26 protein-coding genes and 1 tRNA gene are annotated in these 22,608 nt (G+C 61.6%); 23 read left to right on the top strand and 4 right to left on the bottom strand.

Annotation, left to right across the window (positions count from 1 at the left end):
• Nucleotides 1-26: 26 nt before the first annotated feature.
• The gene (locus RTH74_RS10755) at nt 27-302 is read right to left on the bottom strand and encodes a helix-turn-helix domain-containing protein (RefSeq protein WP_316914633.1); all 276 of its coding nucleotides are present in this window, start codon (nt 300-302) and stop codon (nt 27-29) included.
• A 127-nt stretch (nt 303-429) separates the two neighbouring features.
• On the opposite strand from RTH74_RS10755, the gene RTH74_RS10760 reads away from it, so the two are divergent.
• The 12 genes from RTH74_RS10760 (at nt 430) to RTH74_RS10815 (ending at nt 8,501) form a co-directional block, all read left to right on the top strand.
• Nucleotides 430-645, top strand: a complete 216-nt coding sequence (locus RTH74_RS10760) for a hypothetical protein (RefSeq protein ID WP_013715705.1) — start codon at nt 430-432, stop codon at nt 643-645.
• A gap of 195 nt (nt 646-840) precedes the next feature.
• Nucleotides 841-1,140 carry a lysogeny maintenance protein PflM gene (gene pflM / locus RTH74_RS10765; RefSeq protein WP_316914634.1) on the top strand — a complete coding sequence of 100 codons (300 nt, stop codon included), beginning with the start codon at nt 841-843 and terminating at the stop codon, nt 1,138-1,140.
• 4 nt (nt 1,141-1,144) lie between these two features.
• Nucleotides 1,145-1,465: a hypothetical protein gene (locus RTH74_RS10770; RefSeq protein ID WP_316914635.1), complete on the top strand. Its 321-nt coding sequence runs from the start codon at nt 1,145-1,147 to the stop codon at nt 1,463-1,465.
• 248 nt (nt 1,466-1,713) lie between these two features.
• Complete coding sequence (locus RTH74_RS10775) at nt 1,714-2,106, top strand: hypothetical protein (RefSeq protein WP_288255827.1); 393 nt, start codon at nt 1,714-1,716, stop codon at nt 2,104-2,106.
• 15 nt (nt 2,107-2,121) lie between these two features.
• The gene (locus tag RTH74_RS10780) at nt 2,122-2,301 is read left to right on the top strand and encodes a hypothetical protein (protein WP_074678296.1); all 180 of its coding nucleotides are present in this window, start codon (nt 2,122-2,124) and stop codon (nt 2,299-2,301) included.
• A gap of 9 nt (nt 2,302-2,310) precedes the next feature.
• Nucleotides 2,311-2,514: a hypothetical protein gene (locus RTH74_RS10785; protein ID WP_012018527.1), complete on the top strand. Its 204-nt coding sequence runs from the start codon at nt 2,311-2,313 to the stop codon at nt 2,512-2,514.
• 11 nt (nt 2,515-2,525) lie between these two features.
• On the top strand, nt 2,526-2,732 hold the full coding sequence (locus RTH74_RS10790) for a major capsid protein (RefSeq protein ID WP_316914636.1): 207 nt from the start codon (nt 2,526-2,528) through the stop codon (nt 2,730-2,732).
• 555 nt (nt 2,733-3,287) lie between these two features.
• On the top strand, nt 3,288-4,484 hold the full coding sequence (locus tag RTH74_RS10795) for a virulence factor TspB C-terminal domain-related protein (protein WP_316914637.1): 1,197 nt from the start codon (nt 3,288-3,290) through the stop codon (nt 4,482-4,484).
• A gap of 1 nt (nt 4,485) precedes the next feature.
• On the top strand, nt 4,486-4,806 hold the full coding sequence (locus RTH74_RS10800; protein WP_316914638.1) for a DUF2523 domain-containing protein: 321 nt from the start codon (nt 4,486-4,488) through the stop codon (nt 4,804-4,806).
• Nucleotides 4,806-5,984, top strand: coding sequence for a zonular occludens toxin domain-containing protein (locus RTH74_RS10805; protein WP_316914639.1), 1,179 nt, complete (start codon nt 4,806-4,808; stop codon nt 5,982-5,984). The genes RTH74_RS10800 and RTH74_RS10805 overlap by 1 nt, the downstream gene beginning before the upstream one ends.
• Before the next feature lie 162 nt (nt 5,985-6,146).
• On the top strand, nt 6,147-7,424 hold the full coding sequence (locus RTH74_RS10810) for a hypothetical protein (protein ID WP_316914640.1): 1,278 nt from the start codon (nt 6,147-6,149) through the stop codon (nt 7,422-7,424).
• 69 nt (nt 7,425-7,493) lie between these two features.
• Nucleotides 7,494-8,501 (top strand): tyrosine-type recombinase/integrase, encoded by a 1,008-nt coding sequence (locus RTH74_RS10815; protein WP_316914641.1) that lies wholly within the window; start codon nt 7,494-7,496, stop codon nt 8,499-8,501.
• Between the two features lie 55 nt (nt 8,502-8,556).
• Here RTH74_RS10815 and RTH74_RS10820 read toward each other — a convergent pair.
• Nucleotides 8,557-8,646: transfer RNA gene (locus tag RTH74_RS10820), tRNA-Ser, on the bottom strand.
• Nucleotides 8,647-8,736: 90 nt separating this feature from the next.
• Nucleotides 8,737-8,955, bottom strand: a complete 219-nt coding sequence (locus RTH74_RS10825) for a hypothetical protein (protein ID WP_316914642.1) — start codon at nt 8,953-8,955, stop codon at nt 8,737-8,739.
• 187 nt (nt 8,956-9,142) lie between these two features.
• Between RTH74_RS10825 and RTH74_RS10830 the strand changes: the two genes are divergently transcribed.
• A complete protein-coding gene (locus RTH74_RS10830; protein WP_316914643.1) occupies nt 9,143-9,832 on the top strand; it encodes a crotonase/enoyl-CoA hydratase family protein in 690 nt (229 codons plus the stop codon).
• 120 nt (nt 9,833-9,952) lie between these two features.
• Here the strand turns inward: RTH74_RS10830 and RTH74_RS10835 are convergent, their stop codons facing one another.
• Nucleotides 9,953-10,345: a hypothetical protein gene (locus tag RTH74_RS10835; RefSeq protein ID WP_316914644.1), complete on the bottom strand. Its 393-nt coding sequence runs from the start codon at nt 10,343-10,345 to the stop codon at nt 9,953-9,955.
• Between the two features lie 147 nt (nt 10,346-10,492).
• On the opposite strand from RTH74_RS10835, the gene RTH74_RS10840 reads away from it, so the two are divergent.
• From RTH74_RS10840 to cobA, 10 genes are all read left to right on the top strand, one after another.
• Nucleotides 10,493-10,807 (top strand): hypothetical protein, encoded by a 315-nt coding sequence (locus RTH74_RS10840; RefSeq protein ID WP_012018520.1) that lies wholly within the window; start codon nt 10,493-10,495, stop codon nt 10,805-10,807.
• A 377-nt stretch (nt 10,808-11,184) separates the two neighbouring features.
• A complete protein-coding gene (locus tag RTH74_RS10845; RefSeq protein ID WP_316914645.1) occupies nt 11,185-12,468 on the top strand; it encodes a CmpA/NrtA family ABC transporter substrate-binding protein in 1,284 nt (427 codons plus the stop codon).
• 12 nt (nt 12,469-12,480) lie between these two features.
• A complete protein-coding gene (gene ntrB / locus RTH74_RS10850; protein ID WP_316914646.1) occupies nt 12,481-13,332 on the top strand; it encodes a nitrate ABC transporter permease in 852 nt (283 codons plus the stop codon).
• A 145-nt stretch (nt 13,333-13,477) separates the two neighbouring features.
• Nucleotides 13,478-14,269, top strand: a complete 792-nt coding sequence (locus tag RTH74_RS10855; RefSeq protein ID WP_316914647.1) for an ABC transporter ATP-binding protein — start codon at nt 13,478-13,480, stop codon at nt 14,267-14,269.
• A 97-nt stretch (nt 14,270-14,366) separates the two neighbouring features.
• The gene (locus RTH74_RS10860) at nt 14,367-15,056 is read left to right on the top strand and encodes a polysaccharide lyase family 7 protein (protein WP_099524246.1); all 690 of its coding nucleotides are present in this window, start codon (nt 14,367-14,369) and stop codon (nt 15,054-15,056) included.
• Between the two features lie 37 nt (nt 15,057-15,093).
• A complete protein-coding gene (locus RTH74_RS10865; protein WP_316914648.1) occupies nt 15,094-15,540 on the top strand; it encodes a thioesterase family protein in 447 nt (148 codons plus the stop codon).
• 590 nt (nt 15,541-16,130) lie between these two features.
• The gene (gene nirB, locus RTH74_RS10870) at nt 16,131-18,587 is read left to right on the top strand and encodes a nitrite reductase large subunit NirB (RefSeq protein WP_316914649.1); all 2,457 of its coding nucleotides are present in this window, start codon (nt 16,131-16,133) and stop codon (nt 18,585-18,587) included.
• Complete coding sequence (nirD, locus tag RTH74_RS10875) at nt 18,584-18,892, top strand: nitrite reductase small subunit NirD (protein WP_099524253.1); 309 nt, start codon at nt 18,584-18,586, stop codon at nt 18,890-18,892. The genes nirB and nirD overlap by 4 nt, the downstream gene beginning before the upstream one ends.
• A 63-nt stretch (nt 18,893-18,955) precedes the next feature.
• Nucleotides 18,956-21,670 carry a molybdopterin-dependent oxidoreductase gene (locus tag RTH74_RS10880; protein ID WP_316914650.1) on the top strand — a complete coding sequence of 905 codons (2,715 nt, stop codon included), beginning with the start codon at nt 18,956-18,958 and terminating at the stop codon, nt 21,668-21,670.
• A gap of 80 nt (nt 21,671-21,750) precedes the next feature.
• Nucleotides 21,751-22,494 (top strand): uroporphyrinogen-III C-methyltransferase, encoded by a 744-nt coding sequence (cobA, locus tag RTH74_RS10885; RefSeq protein ID WP_316914651.1) that lies wholly within the window; start codon nt 21,751-21,753, stop codon nt 22,492-22,494.
• Nucleotides 22,495-22,608: the final 114 nt, after the last annotated feature.

Below are 22,608 nucleotides of genomic sequence, written 5' to 3' on the forward strand. Positions count from 1 at the left end.
GCGCCTAGCTACTTCCGTTGTAATCGCTATCCCGCGTTTTGATTGGGCAAGTTTGAATTAGCCTGATCGTATTCGGGGCTTGTTTGTCCTGCCTCTGGCGCTATCCCACCGCTAACGACCCACAAGGCATATTGAGGAAAGAGCTTAACGATAGCTTCGATCTCCTCCGCCTTGATTTCGCGCTTTCTGGCGGTGTTCTTGAGGTTGTTCCAAGTGTAGCGACTGATACCAGTGCGCTCCTCCAGCTCGGGGAGCCGAATCCCTGAGCTTTTCAAAATAGTTATAACGCGCTCTTTAATCATAGCAACTTGATCTATAGTTGATATATCCAATATGGATCAACAATGGCATTATCCGTTTCGACACGATCCATTTTGGATAACGCAATGCTGAATAACTGGCATTGAAACGAATAGTGACGGAACGAGCATGGAACTGGAAGAGCTGGAACCTTCGAAGCTGATAGGCCCGCAACAGGACGTGGAAACCGTCGAGTCCTGGGCCGACCGTAACGGCCTGACCTACGGCACCGCGCGTGCCTGGGCAATGAAAGGCGTTCTCCCCACCGTAAAGCTAGGCAAGCGCCGCATGGTCAACAGCGCCCTGCTCCGTACCTGGCTGCTGGAACAGGAGTGGACGGCATGACTATTCACCTAGCGCAATCGGCACCGCTGATGCTCTGCCAGGACTGTCTGCAGGTTCGCCCGTACTGCGAGTCTGCTCATGGTGGCGAATGGCGCTGCGAATGTGGTGGCGACTTCTGCGGCTGCAATAGCTGCAACGATTTCGCCCACGGCCAGGGCGCCGACTTCGAAAAGCGCCAAGCGCTGGAGGCCGCCAATGAAAAGCCTGAGCCAGTACCTGCGCCAACCCCACGCCGAGAACTGCGACTGCTCTGTGTGCTGGCTAAACCGCAACTGGATACCGCCCAAGGCGCCTACCTACCCATACACACAATGCACCGACTGCCGCCCCGCGCGATGGTCCTTGGTCAATGGTCGCAACCACGTTACGCAGGCCTATACCTGCGAGAGACACAAGCCCGGCAACCGTCCGCCGCAGTACTGGCACGTTGTGAGCGACACCGGCAAACCCACGCCCTTCGTGCCCCTGCGCGAACCGTTCGAACTGGTGGGGTGACTGCATGATCACTGAATGGATCAACGCGCTAGAGGCCGTCCTAGAGGGCTTGGTAATCCTGCTACTGCAGGTCATGTATCTCTTCGTTCTGGCCGCTTGCGCCGTGGGCATGGTGGCTGTGCTTTTCCTGCCCCTGATCATCCTTTATTGCAAGTATCTGGATCGCCTGGATGCTTTAGCCAAACAGCGCCCCCCTGGCGATCCGGCCAACGCCGCCGATGCTGAACAGGTCAAGGGCCGCGCTCCCGGATCGTCGGATCACGCTTCACCGATCCGGCGAACGGAAGCACGGGCAGAGCGAACCCTTGAACACCCACCACCCTAAATAGCCTCCGCTCGTGAGTGTGGGGCAGCTCCACCGCCCCGCGCTCCCGAGCCCTCGGCGGCAAGAGTGGGATTACAAGGGCAAAGCCCTTGGTGTTAACGAACTAACAGGCTGCACAAGCGGCAACTGAAACCCCGGCAAGTCGAGAGCCACCCTCGGGCAAAAACGAAAGTTTGCCCGTGCGGGATCGCTCGGCCTGCTGAAAGGCAAAACCGCGCAATAACGCGCAACTAAGCGAGGTAACACAAATGGCACGTTCGACTATGGAAGTTGCATTTCTCGGCACTCAGATGACCCAGGTGGATGACACCAAATACGCCAAGGTCTTCTACGGCGACGAACCGGACGGCAAGACCGAACACGGCCTGTCCATCATCGGCATGGCCATCGCTGAAGACGCCGCCGACGAAGTATTCGCAGCCGGCGCCCAGTTCGCCCCGCTGGAACTGGTGCGTATCACCTTCGACGTGGCACGCGGCGGCCAGAACAAGGGCAAGAACCTAGCCCTGCACATCGAAGCCGTGAACCCGAAAGGCCAGGCCACTCGCGGTGCTGCAGATCCCTCCAGCGAGGCCCGCAAGCTCGCCGCCCAACAACAAGGCAAACCGACCGGCACCCAGCCGGACGCGGCCAAGGCCTAACGGGAGGGCGCCGCCGTGCTGATCGTTGATCGCGTGCTGTGTGACTGCTGCGGGCAGCCCATGGGCCAGCTCTACAACCAGTCCGCCCCCCAGCCCGACCTGCTGCCCGATCTGAATAAGGCGCCCGACCTCGTCATCTGCCCCGACTGCATCGCCATGGCTGAGGTCATTCGTGATCCCAGCCTGGCGGAGTAAGGGGGCGCCATGAATTTCATTGTGTGCGACGGCGTATGGGAGAGCGCAGGCCAGACCCCGGTTTGTGTCGGCACCCTCTCCACCGTCGCGCTCAGTGAGATAAGCCCGACCGGGCTAACCGCTGAAGACCATGCACAGATCCGCGAACACGCCCTGGTGCTGTTCGCCATCGTCTTCGGCGCTCTCGTGCTGAAAAAGGCACTCAACCTGTAGGAGACACACCCATGCAAAACCTGAAAGTCCTGCGCCGCTCGCTCGGTGCTTCCGCCGCTGTTGGCCTGCTGGCCGTACAGCAAGCCCATGCAGCCCTGCCGACTGGCGTGACCGATGCTCTGGATACCGCCCAGGTCGACGGCACCACCCTGGCCGGCCTCGTCCTCGCGGTGATCATCGCCATCGCGGCCTTCAAATACATCCGCCGCGCGCTGTAAGGCCGGCTGCAACCAACCAGCCCGGTAACTCGTTATCGGGCTTTTTCACATAAGGGCTTTTCATGGACGCCAACATGCTGACCACCATCATCATCGTTATGGCGTTCTGGGCTCTGTTCTTTGGGCGGATTTGAGATGTGCCAGGCGCGTTTTTATACCTATTTGCTTTTACCGCTACTGGTCATTTTATATTCCGGGCTTGTCCATGCTGAGGACTACTACTGGGTTATTGGCAGCGCTACAACTCCGCAGTATCCAAGTGCCGCCGCTGCGCTGTCCTTTCTTGAGGCCCGTAGTCCTTCTGCTCGTTTTGATGTTCATACCAAAACTGAAACTACTTGGTCTTATCGCACTTATCGCAAAAGCGATGGGGGCTATACTGGCTTTGGCTCGATTAATAGGCGCGGTTCTACCTGCACTGAGCCTAATGTTTACAATCCGCAAACTGGCGGATGCGAAACACCCGAACCGCAGTGTCCCGGCGACTCAGTTCGCCAGCCTGATGGTTCCTGTGCTTTGGAGTGCGAAGCCCCCCAGGTTCCCAATCACCTCACCATGCGCTGCGAAGCGCCGCCACTGTGCCCTGAGGGTCAGTATTGGGATTTCGAAACCGAGTCCTGCAAGTGGCCTGAGGATGACCAGTGCCCCACTGGTAGCAACTGGTCGCCGTCCCTCAAGGACTGCGTCTGCGACGGTGACGGCGTGCTGTCCAATGCTCAAGGCTTCCGTATCTGCATGCCGCCCGCTGCGGATGAGTGCACCCCGGACAGCCCCGACTTCAAGGGCTACTACAACGGTTACCGCCCCTTCTGCTCGGGGGAGGCGCGCTGCCCACCTGGTACCACTTACGGTGCGGTTGGTAAGGGTGATCATCTAGAGCACGTCTGCGTACCCAATCAACCACCAGAGGACCCGGAATGCCCCGGCGGCTCCGTAGGCAATATGGGTGGCGAGAGGATCTGCGTCCCTAAATTCAATCAGGAAGACCCTGATTGCCCCACCGGCTTCTCCGGTACGGTGAACGGGAAAAAGGTCTGCCAGCCCGATCCGGATGCCCCGCCAGAGGACAGCGACTGCAAGCCAGGTGAAACGCCTGGCTATGTTGGCAAGGGCGACGAACTGAAGAAGGTCTGTGTGCCTGCCGGTTATGGCCCACCCACCTGCAAGGCTGGCACCTATCCCGTTAACAACGGCAACGATGGCTTTGCCTGCGTACCGGTATCAGGCGGAGCTGGTCCAGGCGGTACCGATGACGGCACCAAGCCCAAACCCAAGCCGGGCACTGGCGACGGTGACGGCAACACCGGCGGTGGTGGCGGTGGTGGTGGCAAGGATGGTGAAGAAGGCGAACCCAAGCCCTCGACCGTTGGTGGTGAATCCTGCGCGACCGAGCTGCGCTGCGAAGGCGATGCCATCCAATGCGCGATCCTGCGCAAGCAAAAGGATCAGGTCTGCCAATGGAAATTCGACAGCGAAGTACAGAGCCAAGTCGAAGCCAGTGTGAGCGGCCCAGGCTACCAGTTGGACGAAAAGCAGGTCGGTGTCAGCTCCCTCTTCACTGAGGCGCTGAGCCAAGGCCGTTGGCTGCCCAGCAACTGCCCCGCTCCTCGCAGCATCAACATCATGGGGCGCTCTTACAGCTTCGAATGGCAGCCGCTCTGCCACTTTGCCGAATCCATAGGTCCGCTGATTGTCGCGCTGGCCTCGATCTTCTTCGCCGTATTCATTGGTCGCGGAATCAAAGGAGGCTGATATGCCCTTACTTTTCCCCCTGCTTGCCACGTTCCTAGGCTCCATCGTCGCCGGACTTGCGTTTCGTGTACTCGCCTCGCTCGGCTTCGCCTACGTCGCCTATGTTGGCATCGGCCAACTGGTCGACACGGTCAAAGACTACGTGCGTGGGCTATTCAATGCCGTCCCGCATGAAGTCGCCGCCGTGCTCGGGCTGGCCAAGTTCGATGTGGCAATCAACATCATCATCGCCGCCGTCATCGCCCGCTTGCTGCTGGCCGGTATGGATCGCGTCACCGGCACCATCACCGGCCTCGCTCTGCTGAACAAGGCGAGTAGCTGATGTTCGTTCTGCGCACGGGTCTGCAGGGCAACGGCAAGACCTTAAACACCATCAAGGAAGTAGACGCCAAAGCCGCGAAAGAAGGCCGCCCGGTCTACTACCACAACATCCGCGGCTTCGATCCCAATGCCGAAGTGCTCGAGGCCGTCTGGCAGGAATTCGACGATCCGCAGAAATGGCACGAGCTACCGCAGAACGCCATGATCGTCATCGACGAAGCGCAGACCTTCTTCCGCGTCCGCCCTGCCGGTTCGGCTGTCCCCGCCTACGCCAGCGCCCTGGAAACCATGCGCCATCGGGGCCATGAGCTGCACTGCATTACCCAAAATCCCGGCCTGCTCGACACCCACTTCCGCAAGCTCTGCAACTCGCATATCCACTACGTGCGAGGCCACAAAGGCAAGGTCATCAAGCGCTGGGAGTTCGAGCGCGTGAACATGGACGTCGAGAAGAAAAACGACTTCAGCGACGGCCAGGCCACCCGCGTTCTACTCGATAAGAAGTACTTCGGCGTATACCAGTCAGTCGCTGAAGGCTCCGAACATCACATGAAATTCAAGCCGCCCCGAGCGCTGTTCGTGCTGATCGGCTGCGTGCTTGCTATCGGCTACTTCGGCTATGGGCTGTATGAGCGACGCATTGCACCCGCTCAGGCAGAACCCGAGCCGGTTGCGCAACAGACGGCTAGCACACCAGCCCAGCAATACAACGGCGTGCCCCAAGGCCAGGGTGCAGCGGCGCCGATGAGCGAGGCGGAATACCTCGCCCTGCGTGTGCCACGGGTGCCGGATGTACCCAGCTCGGCGCCGATCTACGACGAAATCACCCGGCCAGTCACCTACCCCAAGCTGTCTTGCGTGTACTCGGCCGATCCTTACTTCGTCGACCGCAACCGCGACCGCCTTGTCGTGGGCTACATCAAGGGGCGCGTCCATGGCTGCCGCTGCAATACCCAGCAAGGCACCCGCGCCGTGGTGTCCTTCGAATCCTGCATGGCCTACGTCAATGAAGGTGCCTTTGATCCGGCCAAACCTGACCGCATGACTGCCCCACCCGAAGGCCAGATGCTCCCAGGGCAACCGCCTGTCCTTTACGGCGACCCAACGCAGCCTCAACAGCCCTCCACCGGGACGCGGGTAACCGTCGTACCGCACCAGAAAGGCCGCTATCTGTGGTGATCCGCGCTCGCCAAAGGCAACGCCACGCCACGCGCGGCGGTGTAGTTGCGTGCGAGGCACGAGCGCGCGTGTGCGCCGCCGCGCGGGCGCTGACGTCCCTGTAGCACGTCAGATAAACCAAGGTTAAACGTGTCGATTCGGCACTATTTGGAGCATTAGAAAATGGCAGTTAAAGACCAACTCCGTGTTGATCGTGAGTTCAATAAAACCCCGACCGGTAGGCTGTTTTTCGACAGCATGACCGCTCGGATAACTGACCTTTCCAACGTCCGAATCCTCGCCTGCAGCGTCGATACCGTCCGCCAGTTGTATCGCGGGCTGATCCGCCCGGAAATCATGAGCCTCTTCGAGAAGCCCGGTACCATCGTCGATTTCGCTGGCCAGCGTTGGCACTCCGGTCGCGTCAGCAAGGATTCTGGCTACCAGTACAAGCTGCAGAATGCTGACCTGGGGATCATCCTGCTGGTGAAGAACTTCAACGCCAAAATCGAGAACATCGGCCCCCACCTGAAAATCGAGGTATCTCCGCATGCCATCGACCAGTTCTGCCCCGAGCGCCTGCAGGAACGCCTGGACTACTACGCCGACCACGTGCTGACCAACATCGAGCGCAACCAATGCGCCGTCCACCTCGCGCTAGACCTGCAGGGCTGGCAACCGCCCGCCGATCTGGTCGCCCGCATGCACTGCCGCGCACGCGCCGCCCGTGATATCTCCGGCATCAAGGAAATTCAGTGGACGCTGGAGTCTGCCACCTACGGCAAAGGCCAGTCCTACCTGTTCGGCTCCGCTGGAGGCGTCCAGCTCGGTATCTACAACAAGACCGAACAGGCCCGCTCCATCGACAAGCTCGACTATTGGGAAAACGTCTGGAAGCGTCGCGACAGCTTCGACGAAGGCGACCCCGATAACTACAACCCGGAACAGGACGTGTGGCGCGTAGAGCTGCGTTACCACCACTCAGTGATCCAGCAATTCGCCTCCGGCTCGTTCGACCTGCACAGCGGCGAAACCATAGAAACCAACAGCTACGCCGCCTTTGCCCCGCACCTAGACGGCCTGTGGCGCTATGGCCTGCGTCAATTCAAGCTGCTGGCTCGCCCTGGCTACTTTGAGCCCATCTGGACGCTGATCCGTGACGATGTGCGCGTGGATCTGCCGGTGGATTCCCTGGTGGACGAAACCGAGTACAAGCGCCAATACAAGACCTCGCGGGGCTTCTCCGGCAAGAACGTGGAACTGTTCCTGGGAAACTTCGTCAGCCTGCTGGCACGGGAGCGAGTGGGCGCTAGAAAGGCTTTCTATCGGCTCAAGGATTGGGAGTGCTGGCCGGTGATCCGCGACCACTATGCCGCCAAAGGCATGGACGAAGACGGGCTGTATAAGCACATCAAGGGCATCCTTGAGGAACGCCATGTTCGTTGGGGGCGTGCTGTCTGATGTTTGTTTGCCAAATACACAAACAAGACAAACACGCTGACGCTCACGCGCTTGGCCAGGGCCGACACCATGGCAATTGAGCAACTGAGTGATGGTCGCTGGAAAGTCGACGTTGAACCCATCAAGGGCCGGCGCTTCCGCAAAACCTTCAAGACCAAGGGTGAAGCCCAGCGCTTTGAAGCGACCTGCAGGGCCAATTGCATCGACTCGCCAGCCTGGACGCCCAAGCCGAAAGACCGTCGCCGCCTCTCCGAACTCTGCACCCGCTATCACGAACTGCACGGCCATGCTCTGGCTGACGGTGCCGCGATCCTCCGCACCCTGCAGAACCTGGCTAAAGACCTGGGCGACCCCGTTGCGGTCAAGCTCACCGGCAATGCCTTCTGCGAAACACGCAGCGAGCTGCTCAAGGCAGGCATTCAAGGCAAGACCATGAACAACCGGCTCGGCTACCTGAAAGCCCTGTTCAACGAGCTGCACCGCCTGGGCGATATCGACTACCCGAACCCGCTGGTCAACGTCCGCCCGCTACGCCTGCAGGAACGCCCTATTTCCTTCCTCTCGACCTGCCAGATAGCCGAACTGCTCGAGGCCCTGGATGATCGCACGACCAGCCCGGGAATCGGCCTGATCGCTCGCGTCTGTCTGAGTACGGGTGCCAGGTGGGGAGAAGCCCAGGCGCTGACACCTGAGCGGGTGCGTAACGGCATGGTGACCTTTGCCAACACCAAGTCGAAGCGTACGCGGTCGATTCCTATCGATAGAGAGCTGGAAAAGGCCCTGCAGATCTACTTCAAGCGTCACGGCCTGTTCACCAATTGCATGCTGACCTTTAGCCGCGTACTGGATAAGACATCGATCAAGCTCCCGGCCGGCCAGGCCACGCACGTGCTGCGGCACACCTTCGCCAGTCACTTCGTTATGCGGGGCGGGAACATCCTGACGCTGCAGAAAATCCTGGGGCATACGTCGCTGGCAATGACCATGCGCTATGCGCACCTGTCGCCGGACCACCTGCAGGATGCTTTGACCTTGAATCCGCTTTTCGACACTTCTTCGACACCTGCCGAAAGCTGAAAAGCAAAAAGCCCCGAAAACTTCTCAGTTCTCAGGGCTTTAGGTATTGCGAAAGTGGCGGTGAAGAAGAGATTCGAACTCTTGATACGGTTTCCCGTATACACACTTTCCAGGCGTGCTCCTTCAACCGCTCGGACACTTCACCGGATCTCGATTGGCTGTGCAGCCCGTCGAGGTGCGCTAATGTAGTCGAATGTTTTCCCGATGGCAAATTTTTTTTAAAGGATTCATGCGCTTAAGAGCGCAGCGGGTTTTCCTCGTGTTTCTTGCCGGGCTTCTCGTCGAAGCGAATGTGGCCGAACAGCAGAAAACCCAGGGACATGAACAAGCCCAAGCCGAATAGCAGCAGCACGCCGGATGGGCTGCGCAGGTAGAGGCTTTCGCTGAGCACGACCGAGGCCAGCAGCAGGCCGATCACGGCAAGCATATAAAGGATGGAATAGAGGGTGTTCATGGGCAGCTCCTTCGGTTCGCTGCTCACCTTAAGGGCCTGGCTTTGCGTTCGACCAATTGCCATCCGGCATCGCCGCGATAGGCAAAAGCACTGACCAGCCAGTCAGCCGCAGCGCTTTACCAGAGCGCTGCGGCTGAGTACCTTCTGCCCACATTCGCCCCCCAAGGCTCTAACAAGGAAAACCGCCATGAGCGACCTGATCAGCTACCAACTCGACGACGGCATCGCCACCCTCACCCTGAGCAATGGCAAGGTCAATGCCATCTCGCCTGACGTGATCGCAGCGTTCAATGCCGCCCTCGACCGCGCCGAACAGGATCGCGCCATCGTCATCATCACCGGCCAGCCGGGCATTCTTTCCGGCGGCTATGACCTGAAGGTGATGACCTCGGGCCCGCAGAATGCAATCAACCTGGTGGCTGCTGGCTCTACCCTGGCGCGACGCATGCTCGCCCACCCCTACCCGATCATCGTCGCCTGCCCGGGTCATGCCGTGGCCAAAGGTGCGTTCATCCTGCTGTCGGCCGATTACCGTATCGGCGTGGAAGGCCCGTTCAATATCGGCCTGAACGAAGTGCAGATCGGCATGACCATGCACCACGTCGGCATCGAGCTGGCTCGTGATCGTCTGCGCAAGTCTGCGTTCCACCGTTCGGTGATCAATGGCGAGATGTTCGACCCGGCTGGCGCGGTAGATGCCGGCTTCCTGGACAAGGTGGTACCGGCCGAGCAATTGCAGGCTACCGCTCAGGCGGTGGCGCAGCAGATGAAGAAGATCAACATGACCGCGCACAAGAACACCAAGCTGAAGGTGCGCAAGGCGCTGCTGGAAACCCTCGATGCCGCCATCGAGATGGACAAGCAGCACCTGCTGTAAGCACTCGCTAGCCCATAAATGAAAAGCGCCGCTTCCGTTAAGGTCGCGGCGCTTTTTTCTTTGCGCGTCTAGCCAGTCAATCCGCCGGCGTATGGCGGTACGCGCGGCGCACCCTACGGATTAGCCCGAGTAGTCCAGGGCCGTCCAGGCTCGGCTCAGGCCTTGCGCGAGCACGCAGCCGGGCTTGCTCAGTTGCTCGTTGAAAGCGGCCGGCAACAGTGTGGTTTCACCTTCTGCAGCGCCATGGCGTTCGGTCAGCCACTGCAGCTTGCCGCAGTTGGGCGTTTCGATCACGTAACTGGCGGCTATGTTGGAGTGATGGCTGGGCAGTCGAATCACGTCGAGCACCGTGCCCTCCTCCTCGACTCGCTGGCCATCGGAGACCAGTACGGCCCAGGCCTGTTCGCCCTCGATCACCAGATAGGCACCGTTGGCTTGGGGTCGCTCGACCTGGGGCTGAGCGCAGCCGTACAGGAAGACCGATAGCACAATCGTCATCAGCATCTGTTGCATTGCCAATTCTCCTCTCGCAAGGCGCCCGTTTTGTGGGCGGATAGGTCTGCAGTGGTCTTACTATTCACCAATACTGTTTATTTGTACAGTACTTTTGAATTAGGCTTGGCATCACAGGTAAATGATCGATTGCACAGGAGCGCCATCATGCTGGACGTACTGCAGCTGAAACACCGAGTGAACCGAATGCCGCTGGAGCGGGTACGCGAGATGGTCGAGGAACTGCAGCTCGAGGGCATCGTCACCGAGAGCCGCACCCCCTTCAATCGTCAGCACTTCAATACCTGCTTCGCCGAGATCGAGGCGCTGCTGCAGCGCGCTGGCTACCATCGGCAATTGGATGTGGTCGGTTACCAGGGGCTGGCCTATGCGCTGTTCGATCCGGCTCGCTGGGAAGCCGTAGAAGTGTTGCGTTGGCTGCGCGACTTCGTCGAGGAGGCGCGCGTTCAACCAGCCTCCTGACGACCCAAAAAGGCTCAGCGGTGCCCGCTCATGCACGGCAATGGCTCAGAAACATGCAGGGCGAGCCGAGCGTGGGTTGGCCCCCATTTTTGATAAACCATTTCATAAATCATATTTAACTTATTGATTTTTATTAGTTAAGAATTGACAAGCCAGCATCTTTATTGCGCCTGTCAGGCACCGAACACCCGTGCTCGGCCGTCGTCCACGAAAGCTGGCAAGCCCTTTGCTATGTCCCTGTCAATCATCCTGTGTAGCACGCCAACGGTGGCGGGCCGAGGATCACGGACAACGGCGTCCGTCAGGTCACCTTCCTCTCATCGAGGTGGCCTGGCGTACGCCGTTTTTTGTTTATGCGCCTGACAAGGATTAGATCCATGACCGATCGTGATTCGAACAAGCCCCTGGCCACCACCCGCCGTAACTTCCTTAAGCAATCCATCACTCTTGCCGGCGCCGTGAGCGGCATCGCCGCACTCGGCCTGTCAGCGCCGGCTTCGCTGCGCAGCGCAGCCTGGGCGGCCGGCTCCGATGCGCCGGAGAAAGCCGCGCTTAACGTAGGCTTCATTCCCCTGACCGATTGCGCTTCAGTGGTGGTCGCCGCCACCCAGGGCTTTGGCGAGAAGTACGGTCTGACCATCAACCCGAGCAAGGAGGCCTCCTGGGCCGGCGTGCGCGACAAGCTCAATACCGGCGAACTGGATGCCGCCCACGTGCTCTACGGCATGATGTACGGCGCCCAGCTCGGCCTGGCCGGGCCGCAGCGGGACATGGCGGTGCTGATGGGGCTGAACCAGAATGGCCAGGCCATCACTCTGTCCAAGCAACTGCGCGAAGCCGGCGTGACCAATGGCGCGCAATTGGCCGAACACGTGAAGAAAGGCGGTAACCCGCTGACCTTCGCCCAGACCTTCCCCACCGGCACCCACGCCATGTGGCTGTACTACTGGCTGGCCAGCGTCGGCATCAACCCGATGAGCGACGTGAAGACCATCGTCGTGCCGCCGCCGCAGATGGTCGCCAACATGCGCGTCGGCAACATGGACGGTTTCTGCGTCGGCGAGCCCTGGGGCGCGCGGGCGATCTTCGACAAGATCGGTTTCACCGCCACCACCACGCAGCAGATCTGGCCGGACCACCCGGAGAAGGTGCTCGGAACCACCCGCGCTTTCATCGAGCAGTATCCCAATGCCGCCCGTGCACTGATCATGGCGATTCTCGATGCCAGCCGCTTCATCGAGGCCAGCGAGGAGAACCGCAAGAGCACCGCCAAGCTGATTTCCGGCAAGGCGTACGTCAACGCGCCGGTGCAGGTGATCGAGCCGCGCTTTCTCGCCCAGTACGAGGACGGCCTCGGTAACAGCTGGAAGGACGAACACGCCATGGCCTTCTGCAAGGATGGCAGCGTCAACTTCCCCTATCACTCCGATGGCATGTGGTTCCTCACCCAGTTCAAGCGCTGGGGCCTGCTCAAGGATGCGCCGGATTACGCAGCCGTGGCCGCGCAGGTCAACCAGACCGCGCTCTACGCCGAGGCCGCTGGCGCGCTGAATCTGCCTGTGCCGAGCAGCCCGCTGCGCAGCAGCACGTTGATCGACGGCGTGGTCTGGGACGGCAGCAATCCGGCCGCCTACGCCGACTCCTTCGCCATCAAAGCCTGACCGGAGGTGAGCATGAATGCGCCCCTGAAAACCCCGTTGCCGCCGATCGCCAAACCGCGCTTCTCTGCGCAAGCCTTGCTGCCCAGCGCCGCCGCACTGGGCAGCCTGTTCAAGGCAGGCATCGCCCCGCTGTTGGGCATCATCGCCTTCATCTGCTTCTGGTCGCTGCTGGCGCAGTACAGTGAAGGCCTGCCAGGCCCCTTGAGCACCTGGCAAGCCGCCCTGGTGCTGTTCGCTGATCCTTTCTACGACAACGGCCCCAATGACATGGGCATCGGCTGGAACATCCTCAACTCGCTCGGCCGCGTCGGGGTCGGCTTCGGCCTCGCCGCGCTGGTGGGCATTCCCCTGGGTTTTGCCATCGGCCGCTTCACCTTTCTCGCCGGCATGCTCGCGCCGATCATCAGTCTGCTGCGCCCGGTTTCGCCGCTGGCCTGGCTGCCGATCGGTCTGCTGGTGTTCGAGGCAGCTGGCCCGGCATCGATCTGGGTGATCTTCATCAGCTCGATCTGGCCGATCATCCTCAACACCGCCGCCGGCGTGGCCAGCGTGCCGCAGGATTACCTGAACGTGGCCCGCGTGCTGAAGCTGTCGGAATTCAAGGTGCTGACGCGCATCCTCTTCCCCGCCGTGCTGCCGCATCTGATGACCGGCATCCGCCTGGCCATCGGCGTGGCCTGGCTGGTGATCGTCGCCGCGGAGATGCTCACCGGCGGTATCGGCCTGGGCTTCTGGGTGTGGGACGAATGGAACAACCTCAACGTCGAGCACATTCTCATCGCCATCATCATCGTCGGCCTGGTGGGTCTGGCGCTGGAGCAGATACTGCTGCTGATCGCCAAGCGCTTTGACTACGCAAGCTGAAGCGGCGCGTTCGGCCAACGCGTAGCCGGATGCAATCGGGCTACGTAACCTACAAGTCAGTTCAACAGTAGACGCCAAGTCTTTGTTTTAAATGAAAGTGCATCTGATTGAATTCGGAGCACAGCGCCAGAACGGGAGAACTCCGATGGACAAATTCGTGGAGCTGACTTCTGTCAGCAAGCACTTCGACACCAAGAAAGGCCGCTTCCAGGCACTGGCAGACGTCAACCTGAGCATCGCTCGCGGCGAGTTCGTGGCACTGATCGGCCATTCCGGCTGCGGCAAATCCACCGTACTCAACCTGATCGCCGGCCTGCTCGACGCCAACGCAGGCGGGCTGATCTGCAATGGCCGCGAGATCGACGGCCCTGGCCCGGAGCGCGCCGTGGTGTTCCAGAACCACAGCCTGCTGCCCTGGATGACATGCTTCGGTAACGTCCACCTGGCCGTGGAAAAGGTCTTCGGTGCACGTGAAAACAAGGCCCAGCTCAAGGCCCGCACCGAGCAGGCGCTGAACATGGTCGGCCTCAACCATGCCATGCACAAGCATCCCAACGAGATATCCGGTGGCATGAAGCAGCGCGTCGGCATCGCCCGAGCCCTGGCCATGGAGCCCAAAGTGCTGCTGATGGACGAACCGTTCGGTGCCCTCGATGCGCTGACCCGCGCACACCTGCAGGACGAACTGCTGCGCATCGTCGGGCAGACCCAAAGCACCGTGGTGATGGTCACGCATGACGTTGACGAGGCCGTGCTGCTGTCCGATCGCATCGTGATGATGACCAACGGCCCGGCCGCTACCGTCGGCGAAATTCTCGCCGTCGACCTGCCGCGCCCGCGTGACCGTCTGGCGCTGGCCAATGACCCGCAGTACCACGCTTACCGCACCGCCGTGCTGGAATTCCTCTACCAGCGCCAGCAACGCCCGGCCGCCTGAGCGCAATGAACCGCTCTGGCGCAAGGGCCGGGGCGGTTGAACCTCTGCTCTATCGCAGGGACGAACAAGGGCCCTCAACCGACAAGCAGAGAATCCCGTGCTCGATCTCACCACCTGGAATCTGTCGATTCCCACCGAACCGGCACCGACCACCATCACCACCGAACGGCTGAATAACGGTTATGAGAGCCGTTACTTTCGGCGCAATGCAGACGGTAGCGTGACCTTCTGGGTGCCGGTTACCGGTTCGACCACGCCCGATGCGCGCTATCCGCGTAGCGAACTGCGCGAAACCCAGCACGACGGCACACTCGATAACTGGCTGCATGCCAGTTCGGACAGCTATCTAAGTGCCGTGCTGCAGGTCGACCAGGTACCCAGCCGCAACAAGGTGGTGATCGGTCAGATCCACAGCACTGACGCGCCAGGCAGCCAGAACGACCCGCTGCTCAAGCTGCAATACCACTATCGGCGAGGTGTTGGTCGGGTGGAGGCACTGCTGCGCGCCCGCCCAGGCGACAGCGAGGTGCAGAACATCCTGCTGGCCGAGAACATCCAGCTTGGCGAGCGCTTCGGCTACGACCTGCGCGTTACACCCAGCGGACGCATCGGCATCAGCGTGGCCAGCACGGATGGCGACGACGGCTCGCTCTACCGCCAGTTGAGCAGCAGTTGGAGCAAGCAGTATCTGTATTTCAAGGCCGGCGCCTACATCCAGGACAATTACGGACCGGATAGCGAAGGTGGTCGCGTCACGTTCTACCACCTCAACAGTCTGCACCGCTGAGGTTACAATCGCCGCTCCCCTCGACCAAGGCTCGACCATGGCACGCCTGACCCTCGATTTTCCCGAAGACCAGTACTGCTACAGCACCCACCTGACCGTACGCGTCACCGACATCAACGGCGCCAACCACCTGGGCAATGACTCGATGATCTCGATGATTTCCGAGGCGCGTGCGCGTTTCCTCTTCGAGTTCGGCATTCGCGAAACCGACGGCAAAGGCACCGGCATCATCGTCACCGACCTGGCCACCACCTACCGCGCAGAAGCTCATGCACGCGATCAATTGCTGTTCGAAGTCGGCGTGATGGATTTCAACAAGTACGGTGGCGACATCACCTTCCGCATCACCCGCCCAGCCGACGGCACGCTGGTGGCGATGGCCAAATCCGGCTTCGTGTTCTTCGATTATCTGCAGTCGAAGGTGGTACCGATGCCAGAGCCTTTCAGCGCCAAATTCCCCAAGGTCAATCGTGTGGTCGGATAACCGACCTGTTGGCGTGACAGTTGCTAATCCATCTGCTACGCCTTAGTGCATAACGATAAAAGCCCTGCGCAGCCCCGGTGCAGAGCTACCTTGGGAGGAACCGCAATGCCAGCTATGCGCCAACGCGCTCAACGCGCTGCTCTGATCGCCAGCCTCTCCGCCTGGCCACTCCTCACTCTTCCCCTTCCCACTCACGCCACCACGACCCACTTGCCCAGCACAACGCAGGCGCCTATGCAGGCCGAGCATACGGCAGGCAAGGTCGAACTCAGCCGCTGATTGGCCAGCGCCGCACCAAATCGGCGCTCATGGCCTTGAAAAGGTGCGCCGCAGCAGCGCTGCACGGTCATGTTGCGCCCTGAAACCCGCCAAATCTGCGGTTTTGGCAAATTGGCACAAGCGCTGCATTGCTAGCCGTACAACTTGATTAAAGCGCGCGGCTCAACGACGAGCAGCGTGCTTCCCGATAGAACGGGATAGGACAAAGGCGTCCTCGCTAGGTGACTAGCGGGACGCCTTTTTTGTTTTTCTGGCCTGCCATTTTTGGCAGCCACCTTTTTCCGTGATCCATGACTCAGGAGATGGCCGGCATGCAAAAACTCAAGCTGGTGATGATCGGCAACGGCATGGCGGGTGTGCGCACCCTCGAAGAGCTGCTCAAGCTCGCCCCCGACCTTTACGACATCACCGTGTTCGGCGCCGAGCCGCACCCCAACTACAACCGCATCCTGCTTTCACCGGTGCTGGCCGGCGAGCAGACCTTCGAGGAGATCGTGCTCAACGATCTCAACTGGTACGCGGATAACGGCATCAAGCTGCTGCTCGGGCGCAAGGTGGTCAAGATCGACCGCAAGCAGCGCCTGGTGATCGCAGACGACGGCAGCGAGGCCGAATACGACCGCCTGCTCATCGCCACCGGTTCCAACCCCTTCATCCTGCCGATTCCGGGTAAGGACCTGGACGGTGTGATCGGCTACCGCGACATCGCCGACACCCAGACCATGATGGACACCGCCAGGACTCATAAACACGCGGTAGTCATCGGCGGCGGCCTGCTCGGCCTGGAAGCTGCCAACGGCCTCAAGCTGCGCGGCATGGACGTGACCGTGGTGCATATCGGCGACTGGCTGCTGGAGCGTCAGCTTGATCGCACCGCCGGCGAGCTGCTGCAAAAGTCCCTGGAAGACCGTGGTCTGAAGTTTCTCTTGCCCAAGCACACCGCCGAACTGCTGGACAACGGCGAAGGCCGCGTTTGCGCGGTGAAGTTCAAGGACGGTGAGGTGATCCCAGCCGATCTGGTGGTGATGGCTGCCGGCATCCGCCCCAACAGCGAGCTGGCCGAGAGCGCCGGCATCGCCTGCAACCGCGGTATCCTGGTCAACGACACCATGCAGACCTTTGATCCGCGCATCTACGCCATCGGCGAATGTGCCAGCCACCGCGGCATCGCCTACGGCCTGGTGGCGCCGCTGTTCGAGCAGGCCAAGGTCTGCGCCAACCACCTGGCCCAGCTCGGCTACTCGCGCTACCAGGGTTCGGTGACCTCGACCAAACTCAAGGTCACCGGCATCGATCTGTTCTCCGCCGGCGAGTTCATGGGGGGAGAAGGCACCGAGACCATCACCCTCTCCGACCCCATCGGCGGTGTGTACAAGAAGCTGGTGATCAAGGATGACGTGCTGGTCGGCGCCTGCCTCTATGGCGACACCGCCGATGGCGGCTGGTACTTCCGCCAGATCCGCGAGAACCACAACGTCAGCGAGATTCGCGACCATCTGATGTTCGGCGAGGGCGCCATCGGCGACGTCGGCCATCAGGGTGCCGACAAGACCGCCAACATGCCTGACAGCATGGAAATCTGCGGCTGCAACGGCGTGTGCAAGGGCACCATCGTCAAGGCGATCCAGGCGAACGGCCTGTTCTCGGTCGATGAGGTGAAGAAGCACACCAAGGCCGCCAGCTCCTGCGGCTCCTGTGCCGGCCTGGTCGAACAGATACTGATCAGCACCGTCGGCGGCGCCGCTGACGTCAAGCCCAAGAGCGAGAAGGCCATCTGCGGCTGCTCCGACCTCAACCACGGGCAGATCCGCAAGGCGATTCGCGAGCAACACCTGACCTCCATGGCGCAGACCATGACGTTTCTCAACTGGAGTACGCCCAACGGCTGCGCCACCTGTCGCCCGGCGCTGAACTACTACCTGATCTCCACCTGGCCGGGCGAGGCCAAGGACGACCCGCAGTCGCGCCTGATCAACGAGCGTGCCCACGCCAATATCCAGAAGGACGGCACCTACTCGGTGGTGCCGCGCATGTGGGGCGGCGTGACCAATCCGTCGGAGCTGCGCCGCATCGCCGATGTGGCCGACAAGTACAAGGTGCCCATGGTCAAGGTCACCGGCGGCCAGCGCATCGACCTGCTGGGCATCAAGAAGGAAGACTTGCCGGCCGTTTGGAAAGAGCTGGATATGCCCTCCGGTCACGCCTACGGCAAGTCCATCCGCACCGTGAAAACCTGCGTCGGCAGCGAGTTCTGCCGCTTCGGCACGCAGAACTCGACCCAGCTCGGTATCGACCTGGAACACGACCTGTTCAATATGTGGTCGCCGCACAAGGTCAAGCTGGCGGTTTCCGGCTGCCCGCGCAACTGCGCCGAAGCCGGTATCAAGGACGTCGGCATCATCGGTGTGGATTCGGGCTTCGAGCTGTACATCGGCGGCAACGGCGGGATCAAGACCGAGGTCGCCGAGTTCTTCGTCAAGGTGAAAACAGCCGAGGAAGTGCGCGAGTACAACGCCGCATTCCTCCAGCTCTACCGCGAGGAGGCCTTCTACCTGGAGCGCACCGTGCACTACATGCAGCGCGTCGGCATGGAGCACATCAAGAAGGCGGTGCTGGAAGACGAAGCCAATCGCAAGGCGCTGGCCGCGCGCCTGCACTACGCCCTGTCGTTCGAGCAGGACCCGTGGAAGGAGCGCATCGAGACGCCGCAGCTGAAGAAGGAATTCGACACCATCAAGGTCGTGCAACTCGAGGAGGCTACGGTATGAACTGGCTGGATATCTGCGCCCTGGATGAGATCAACCTGCTCGGCTCGCGCATAGTCAGCGGCCCCAAGGGGGACATCGCCATCTTCCGTACCAGCGGCGACGAGGTTTTCGCTCTCGACGACCGCTGCCCGCACAAGGGCGGTCCACTGTCCCAGGGTTTGATCTACGGCAAGCGTGTGGCCTGCCCGCTGCACAACTGGCAGATCGAGCTGGAGTCCGGCGAGGCCATGGCGCCGGACGTCGGTTGCGCGCACCGGCACGCGGCCAAGGTCGAAAACGGCCGGGTGCTGCTGGCCCTGGCGTAACGCCATGTGGGAGGGGCTTTAGCCGCGATGTCCTCCCATCCTCTTCCTGCAGGAGTCACGAACATGGCCTCCACACAAATCACCGCCTCCACCTGCTGCTACTGCGGCGTTGGCTGCGGCGTGCTGATCGAGCACGACGGCGAGAAGATCCTCGGCGTTGCCGGCGATCCCAGCCACCCGGCCAACTTCGGCAAACTTTGCAGCAAGGGTTCGACCCTGCACCTGACCGGCGACCTCGACGCTCGCGCACTCTATCCCGAGCTGCGCCTGGGCAAGGGTCTGGCCCGCTCACGCACGGACTGGGACAGCGCTCTGGATCACGCCGCGGCGGTGTTCGCCGAGACCATCCGTGAACACGGACCGGACAGCGTCGCCTTCTATATCTCCGGCCAGTTGCTGACCGAGGACTACTACGCCTTCAACAAACTGGCCCGCGCCCTGGTTGGTACCCACAACATCGACTCCAACTCGCGCCTGTGCATGAGCTCGGCGGTGGTAGGCTACAAACGCAGTCTCGGCGCTGACGCCCCGCCCTGCAGCTATGAAGACATCGAACTGAGCGACTGCCTGCTGATCGCCGGCTCCAACATGGCCTACGCCCATCCGGTGCTGTTCCGCCGCCTGGAAGAAGCCAAGGCGCGCCGCCCCGAGATGAAGGTGATCGTCATTGACCCACGGCGCACCGACACCTGCGAACTGGCCGATCTGCACCTGGCGATCCTGCCCGGCACCGACGTCGCGCTGTTTCACGGCATCCTGCATATCCTGCTGTGGGAAGGCTGGGTCGACCGCGCCTACATCGACGCCCATACCGAAGGTTTCGAAGCACTGAAGAACCTGGTGCGCGACTATAGCCCGGCCGCCACCGCCGATATCTGCGGCATCAGCCTCGACGCTCTGCAGCGCTGCGCTGAGCTGATCGGCAAGGCGCCCTCCTTCCTCTCGCTGTGGTGCATGGGGCTCAATCAGTCCTCGGCCGGCACAGCGAAGAACAGCGCATTGATCAACCTGCACCTGGCCACCGGGCAAATCGGCAAGCCAGGCGCAGGCCCCTTCTCGTTGACGGGCCAGCCCAACGCCATGGGCGGCCGCGAGACCGGCAGCCTTAGCAACTTGCTGCCGGGGCATCGCGAGGCTGGCAACGCCGAACACCGCGCCGAAGTCGCCGCCTACTGGGGCGTCGACGCCCTGCCGGAGACGCCCGGCCTGTCCGCTATCGAGCTGTTCGATGCGGTGCACGACGGCCGCATCAAGGCGTTGTGGATCGCCTGCACCAACCCGGCGCAGTCGCTGCCGAATCAGAGCAAGGTGCACGAGGCCCTGGCCGCCTGCCCCTTCGTCGTGGTGCAGGAAGCTTTCTTCACCACCGAAACCTGCCGCTACGCCGACCTGCTGCTGCCCGCCGCCAGCTGGGGCGAGAAGGAAGGCACGGTGACCAACTCCGAGCGCCGCGTCAGTCATGTGCGCCGCGCCGTGCCAGCACCCGCAGAGGCGCGGCCCGATTGGTCGATCACTTGCGACTTCGCTCGTCGCCTGGAAACTTTGCTCCGCCCCGGCCTGCCAAGCCTGTTCGACTTCTCCAGCAGCGAGGCGCTGTTCGAGGAATACAAACACCTGACCGCCAAACGCGACCTCGACCTTTCGGGGCTGAGCTACGCGCTGTTGGATGATCAAGGCCCTCAGCAATGGCCGTTCCCGGTCGGCGCACGCCAGGGCACCGCACGGCTCTATGCCGACGGCCGCTTCCCCACCGCCAGCGGGCGCGCGCAGTTTCACGCCGATCCGTACCGCGCGCCGAAAGAAAAGCGCGAGGCGCGTTTTTCGCTCACCCTCAACACTGGTCGCCTGCGCGACCAGTGGCACGGTATGAGCCGCACCGGCACCGCCGCACGCCTGTTCGGCCATGTCGAAGCCGCCGTGCTAGGCCTGCACCCGGACGAACTGCGGCGCCGACGCCTGCAGGACGGCGACCTGATCAAACTGCGCAGCCGCCGTGGCAGCCTGATCCTGCCGGTGCAGGCCGACGAGTCGGTGCGTCCCGGCCAGGCCTGGCTGCCGATGCACTGGGGCGATCGCTTCCTCAAGGGGCTCGGCACCAACGTGCTGACCCAGCCTGCGTTCGATCCGCTATCCAAACAGCCGGAGCTCAAGCATGCCGGCGTCGAGGTGGACAAGGTGGAACTGCCCTGGCAGCTGTTCGCCCTGGTCGAGGGTGACGTACAGAGCCGCTTCGAGGCCCTGCGCCCGTTGTTCGAAGAGTTCGCCTACGCCAGCCTCACCCCCACCGGTCGCGAGCGCCCGGCTCTGCTGATCCGCGCCGCCAGCGCAGTGGCGCCGCCGCCCGAGCTGCTGGCGCAGATCGACCGCCTGCTGCGCCTGAATGAAGGTCCGGTGCTGGCCTACGACGACCCGCGCCGTGCGGTGGGCAAGCGCGTGCGCATCGAGGATGGCCGCATCGTCAGCATCCGCCTGGCCGGCGAAACCGCCGCCAGCGAATGGCTCAGAAACCTGTGGCTCGACGGCCAGGCCAACGCCGACCTGCGTCGCTGGCTGCTCGCCCCGGTCTCCGCGCCGCCGGGTAATTCCAGTACCACCCTGGGCGGCAAGATCCTGTGCAACTGCCTGAACGTCAGCGAAGGCGCGGTGCGTGTCGGCATAGAGCGCGGCCTGGACCTGGATGGGTTAAAGCAGACGCTCAAATGCGGTACCAGCTGTGGCTCCTGTGTACCCGAAATCAAACGCCTGCTGGCCCAGCAGTCAGTGGCGACACACGCGTAAGGTGCGCTGCGCGCACCGCTGCAAAAAGCTGGTGCGCACGACCTAGGCGGCCCCGCGACACCCAACGAGAGGTGGTAAACATGAATGCAAAAGTCTGGCTGGTAGGCGCTGGCCCCGGTGATCCCGAGTTGCTGACGCTCAAGGCGGTCAAAGCGCTGAAGCAGGCCGAGATCGTGATGATCGACGATCTGGTCAACCCGGACGTGCTCGAACACTGCCCCAGCGCGCGTATCGTCTCGGTAGGCAAGCGCGGCGGTTGTCGCTCCACCCCGCAGGCGTTTATCCATCGTTTGATGCTGCGCTATGCACGCCAGGGCAAATGCGTGGTGCGCCTGAAAGGCGGGGATCCGTGCATCTTTGGTCGCGGCAGCGAGGAAGCCGACTGGCTCGGCGAACATGGAATCGACGTGGAAATGGTCAACGGCATTACCGCCGGGCTGGCTGGCGCGACCAACTGCGGTATTCCTCTGACCTTACGCGGCGTGGCTCGCGGCGTAACCTTGGTAACTGCCCATACTCAGGATGACAGCTCATTGAACTGGACAGCCCTGGCCCAAAGCGGCACGACATTGGTGGTCTATATGGGCGTGGCCAAGTTGGCGGACATTCGTGACGGCCTGCTCGCTGGCGGTATGAGCGGCGAGATGCCGGTAGCGATGATCGAGAACGCCTCGCTGCCCGAGCAACGCGAATGCCGCAGCCACCTCGCAACGATGCAGGACGACGCGATGGCCTTCGCCCTGAAAAGCCCGGCCATTCTGGTGATCGGCGAAGTCGCCCGCGCCAGCACCCATATCAGCATGCCCCAGCTCCTGCATGCGTGAATGCTTCACGCACCTGCGAGGCCGTTGTTTGCCCGTCGCCCCCTCGGCGGGCTTTTTTATTCCAGAAAAGAAAAAACCCGGCCGAGGCCGGGTTTTTCTTAAAGCACCAGAAGC

This window comes from Pseudomonas sp. zfem001, from assembly GCF_032621725.1.
In the GTDB taxonomy this organism is placed as follows: domain Bacteria; phylum Pseudomonadota; class Gammaproteobacteria; order Pseudomonadales; family Pseudomonadaceae; genus Aquipseudomonas; species Aquipseudomonas sediminis.

Excerpts from the sequence above, each read along its gene's own strand:
- cobA (WP_316914651.1), top strand. The coding sequence starts at position 21,751 with ATGAATGCAAAAGTCTGGCTGGTAGGCGCTGGCCCCGGTGATCCCGAG.
- RTH74_RS10760 (WP_013715705.1), top strand. The coding sequence starts at position 430 with ATGGAACTGGAAGAGCTGGAACCTTCGAAGCTGATAGGCCCGCAACAG.
- RTH74_RS10795 (WP_316914637.1), top strand. The coding sequence starts at position 3,288 with ATGCGCTGCGAAGCGCCGCCACTGTGCCCTGAGGGTCAGTATTGGGAT.
- nirB (WP_316914649.1), top strand. The coding sequence starts at position 16,131 with ATGCAAAAACTCAAGCTGGTGATGATCGGCAACGGCATGGCGGGTGTG.
- RTH74_RS10840 (WP_012018520.1), top strand. The coding sequence starts at position 10,493 with ATGCTGGACGTACTGCAGCTGAAACACCGAGTGAACCGAATGCCGCTG.
- RTH74_RS10800 (WP_316914638.1), top strand. The coding sequence starts at position 4,486 with ATGCCCTTACTTTTCCCCCTGCTTGCCACGTTCCTAGGCTCCATCGTC.
- RTH74_RS10805 (WP_316914639.1), top strand. The coding sequence starts at position 4,806 with ATGTTCGTTCTGCGCACGGGTCTGCAGGGCAACGGCAAGACCTTAAAC.
- pflM (WP_316914634.1), top strand. The coding sequence starts at position 841 with ATGAAAAGCCTGAGCCAGTACCTGCGCCAACCCCACGCCGAGAACTGC.
- nirD (WP_099524253.1), top strand. The coding sequence starts at position 18,584 with ATGAACTGGCTGGATATCTGCGCCCTGGATGAGATCAACCTGCTCGGC.
- RTH74_RS10830 (WP_316914643.1), top strand. The coding sequence starts at position 9,143 with ATGAGCGACCTGATCAGCTACCAACTCGACGACGGCATCGCCACCCTC.
- RTH74_RS10770 (WP_316914635.1), top strand. The coding sequence starts at position 1,145 with ATGATCACTGAATGGATCAACGCGCTAGAGGCCGTCCTAGAGGGCTTG.
- RTH74_RS10880 (WP_316914650.1), top strand. The coding sequence starts at position 18,956 with ATGGCCTCCACACAAATCACCGCCTCCACCTGCTGCTACTGCGGCGTT.
- RTH74_RS10845 (WP_316914645.1), top strand. The coding sequence starts at position 11,185 with ATGACCGATCGTGATTCGAACAAGCCCCTGGCCACCACCCGCCGTAAC.
- RTH74_RS10775 (WP_288255827.1), top strand. The coding sequence starts at position 1,714 with ATGGCACGTTCGACTATGGAAGTTGCATTTCTCGGCACTCAGATGACC.
- RTH74_RS10865 (WP_316914648.1), top strand. The coding sequence starts at position 15,094 with ATGGCACGCCTGACCCTCGATTTTCCCGAAGACCAGTACTGCTACAGC.
- RTH74_RS10835 (WP_316914644.1), bottom strand. The coding sequence starts at position 10,345 with ATGCAACAGATGCTGATGACGATTGTGCTATCGGTCTTCCTGTACGGC.
- RTH74_RS10810 (WP_316914640.1), top strand. The coding sequence starts at position 6,147 with ATGGCAGTTAAAGACCAACTCCGTGTTGATCGTGAGTTCAATAAAACC.
- RTH74_RS10815 (WP_316914641.1), top strand. The coding sequence starts at position 7,494 with ATGGCAATTGAGCAACTGAGTGATGGTCGCTGGAAAGTCGACGTTGAA.
- RTH74_RS10825 (WP_316914642.1), bottom strand. The coding sequence starts at position 8,955 with ATGAACACCCTCTATTCCATCCTTTATATGCTTGCCGTGATCGGCCTG.
- ntrB (WP_316914646.1), top strand. The coding sequence starts at position 12,481 with ATGAATGCGCCCCTGAAAACCCCGTTGCCGCCGATCGCCAAACCGCGC.
- RTH74_RS10790 (WP_316914636.1), top strand. The coding sequence starts at position 2,526 with ATGCAAAACCTGAAAGTCCTGCGCCGCTCGCTCGGTGCTTCCGCCGCT.
- RTH74_RS10855 (WP_316914647.1), top strand. The coding sequence starts at position 13,478 with ATGGACAAATTCGTGGAGCTGACTTCTGTCAGCAAGCACTTCGACACC.
- RTH74_RS10755 (WP_316914633.1), bottom strand. The coding sequence starts at position 302 with ATGATTAAAGAGCGCGTTATAACTATTTTGAAAAGCTCAGGGATTCGG.
- RTH74_RS10785 (WP_012018527.1), top strand. The coding sequence starts at position 2,311 with ATGAATTTCATTGTGTGCGACGGCGTATGGGAGAGCGCAGGCCAGACC.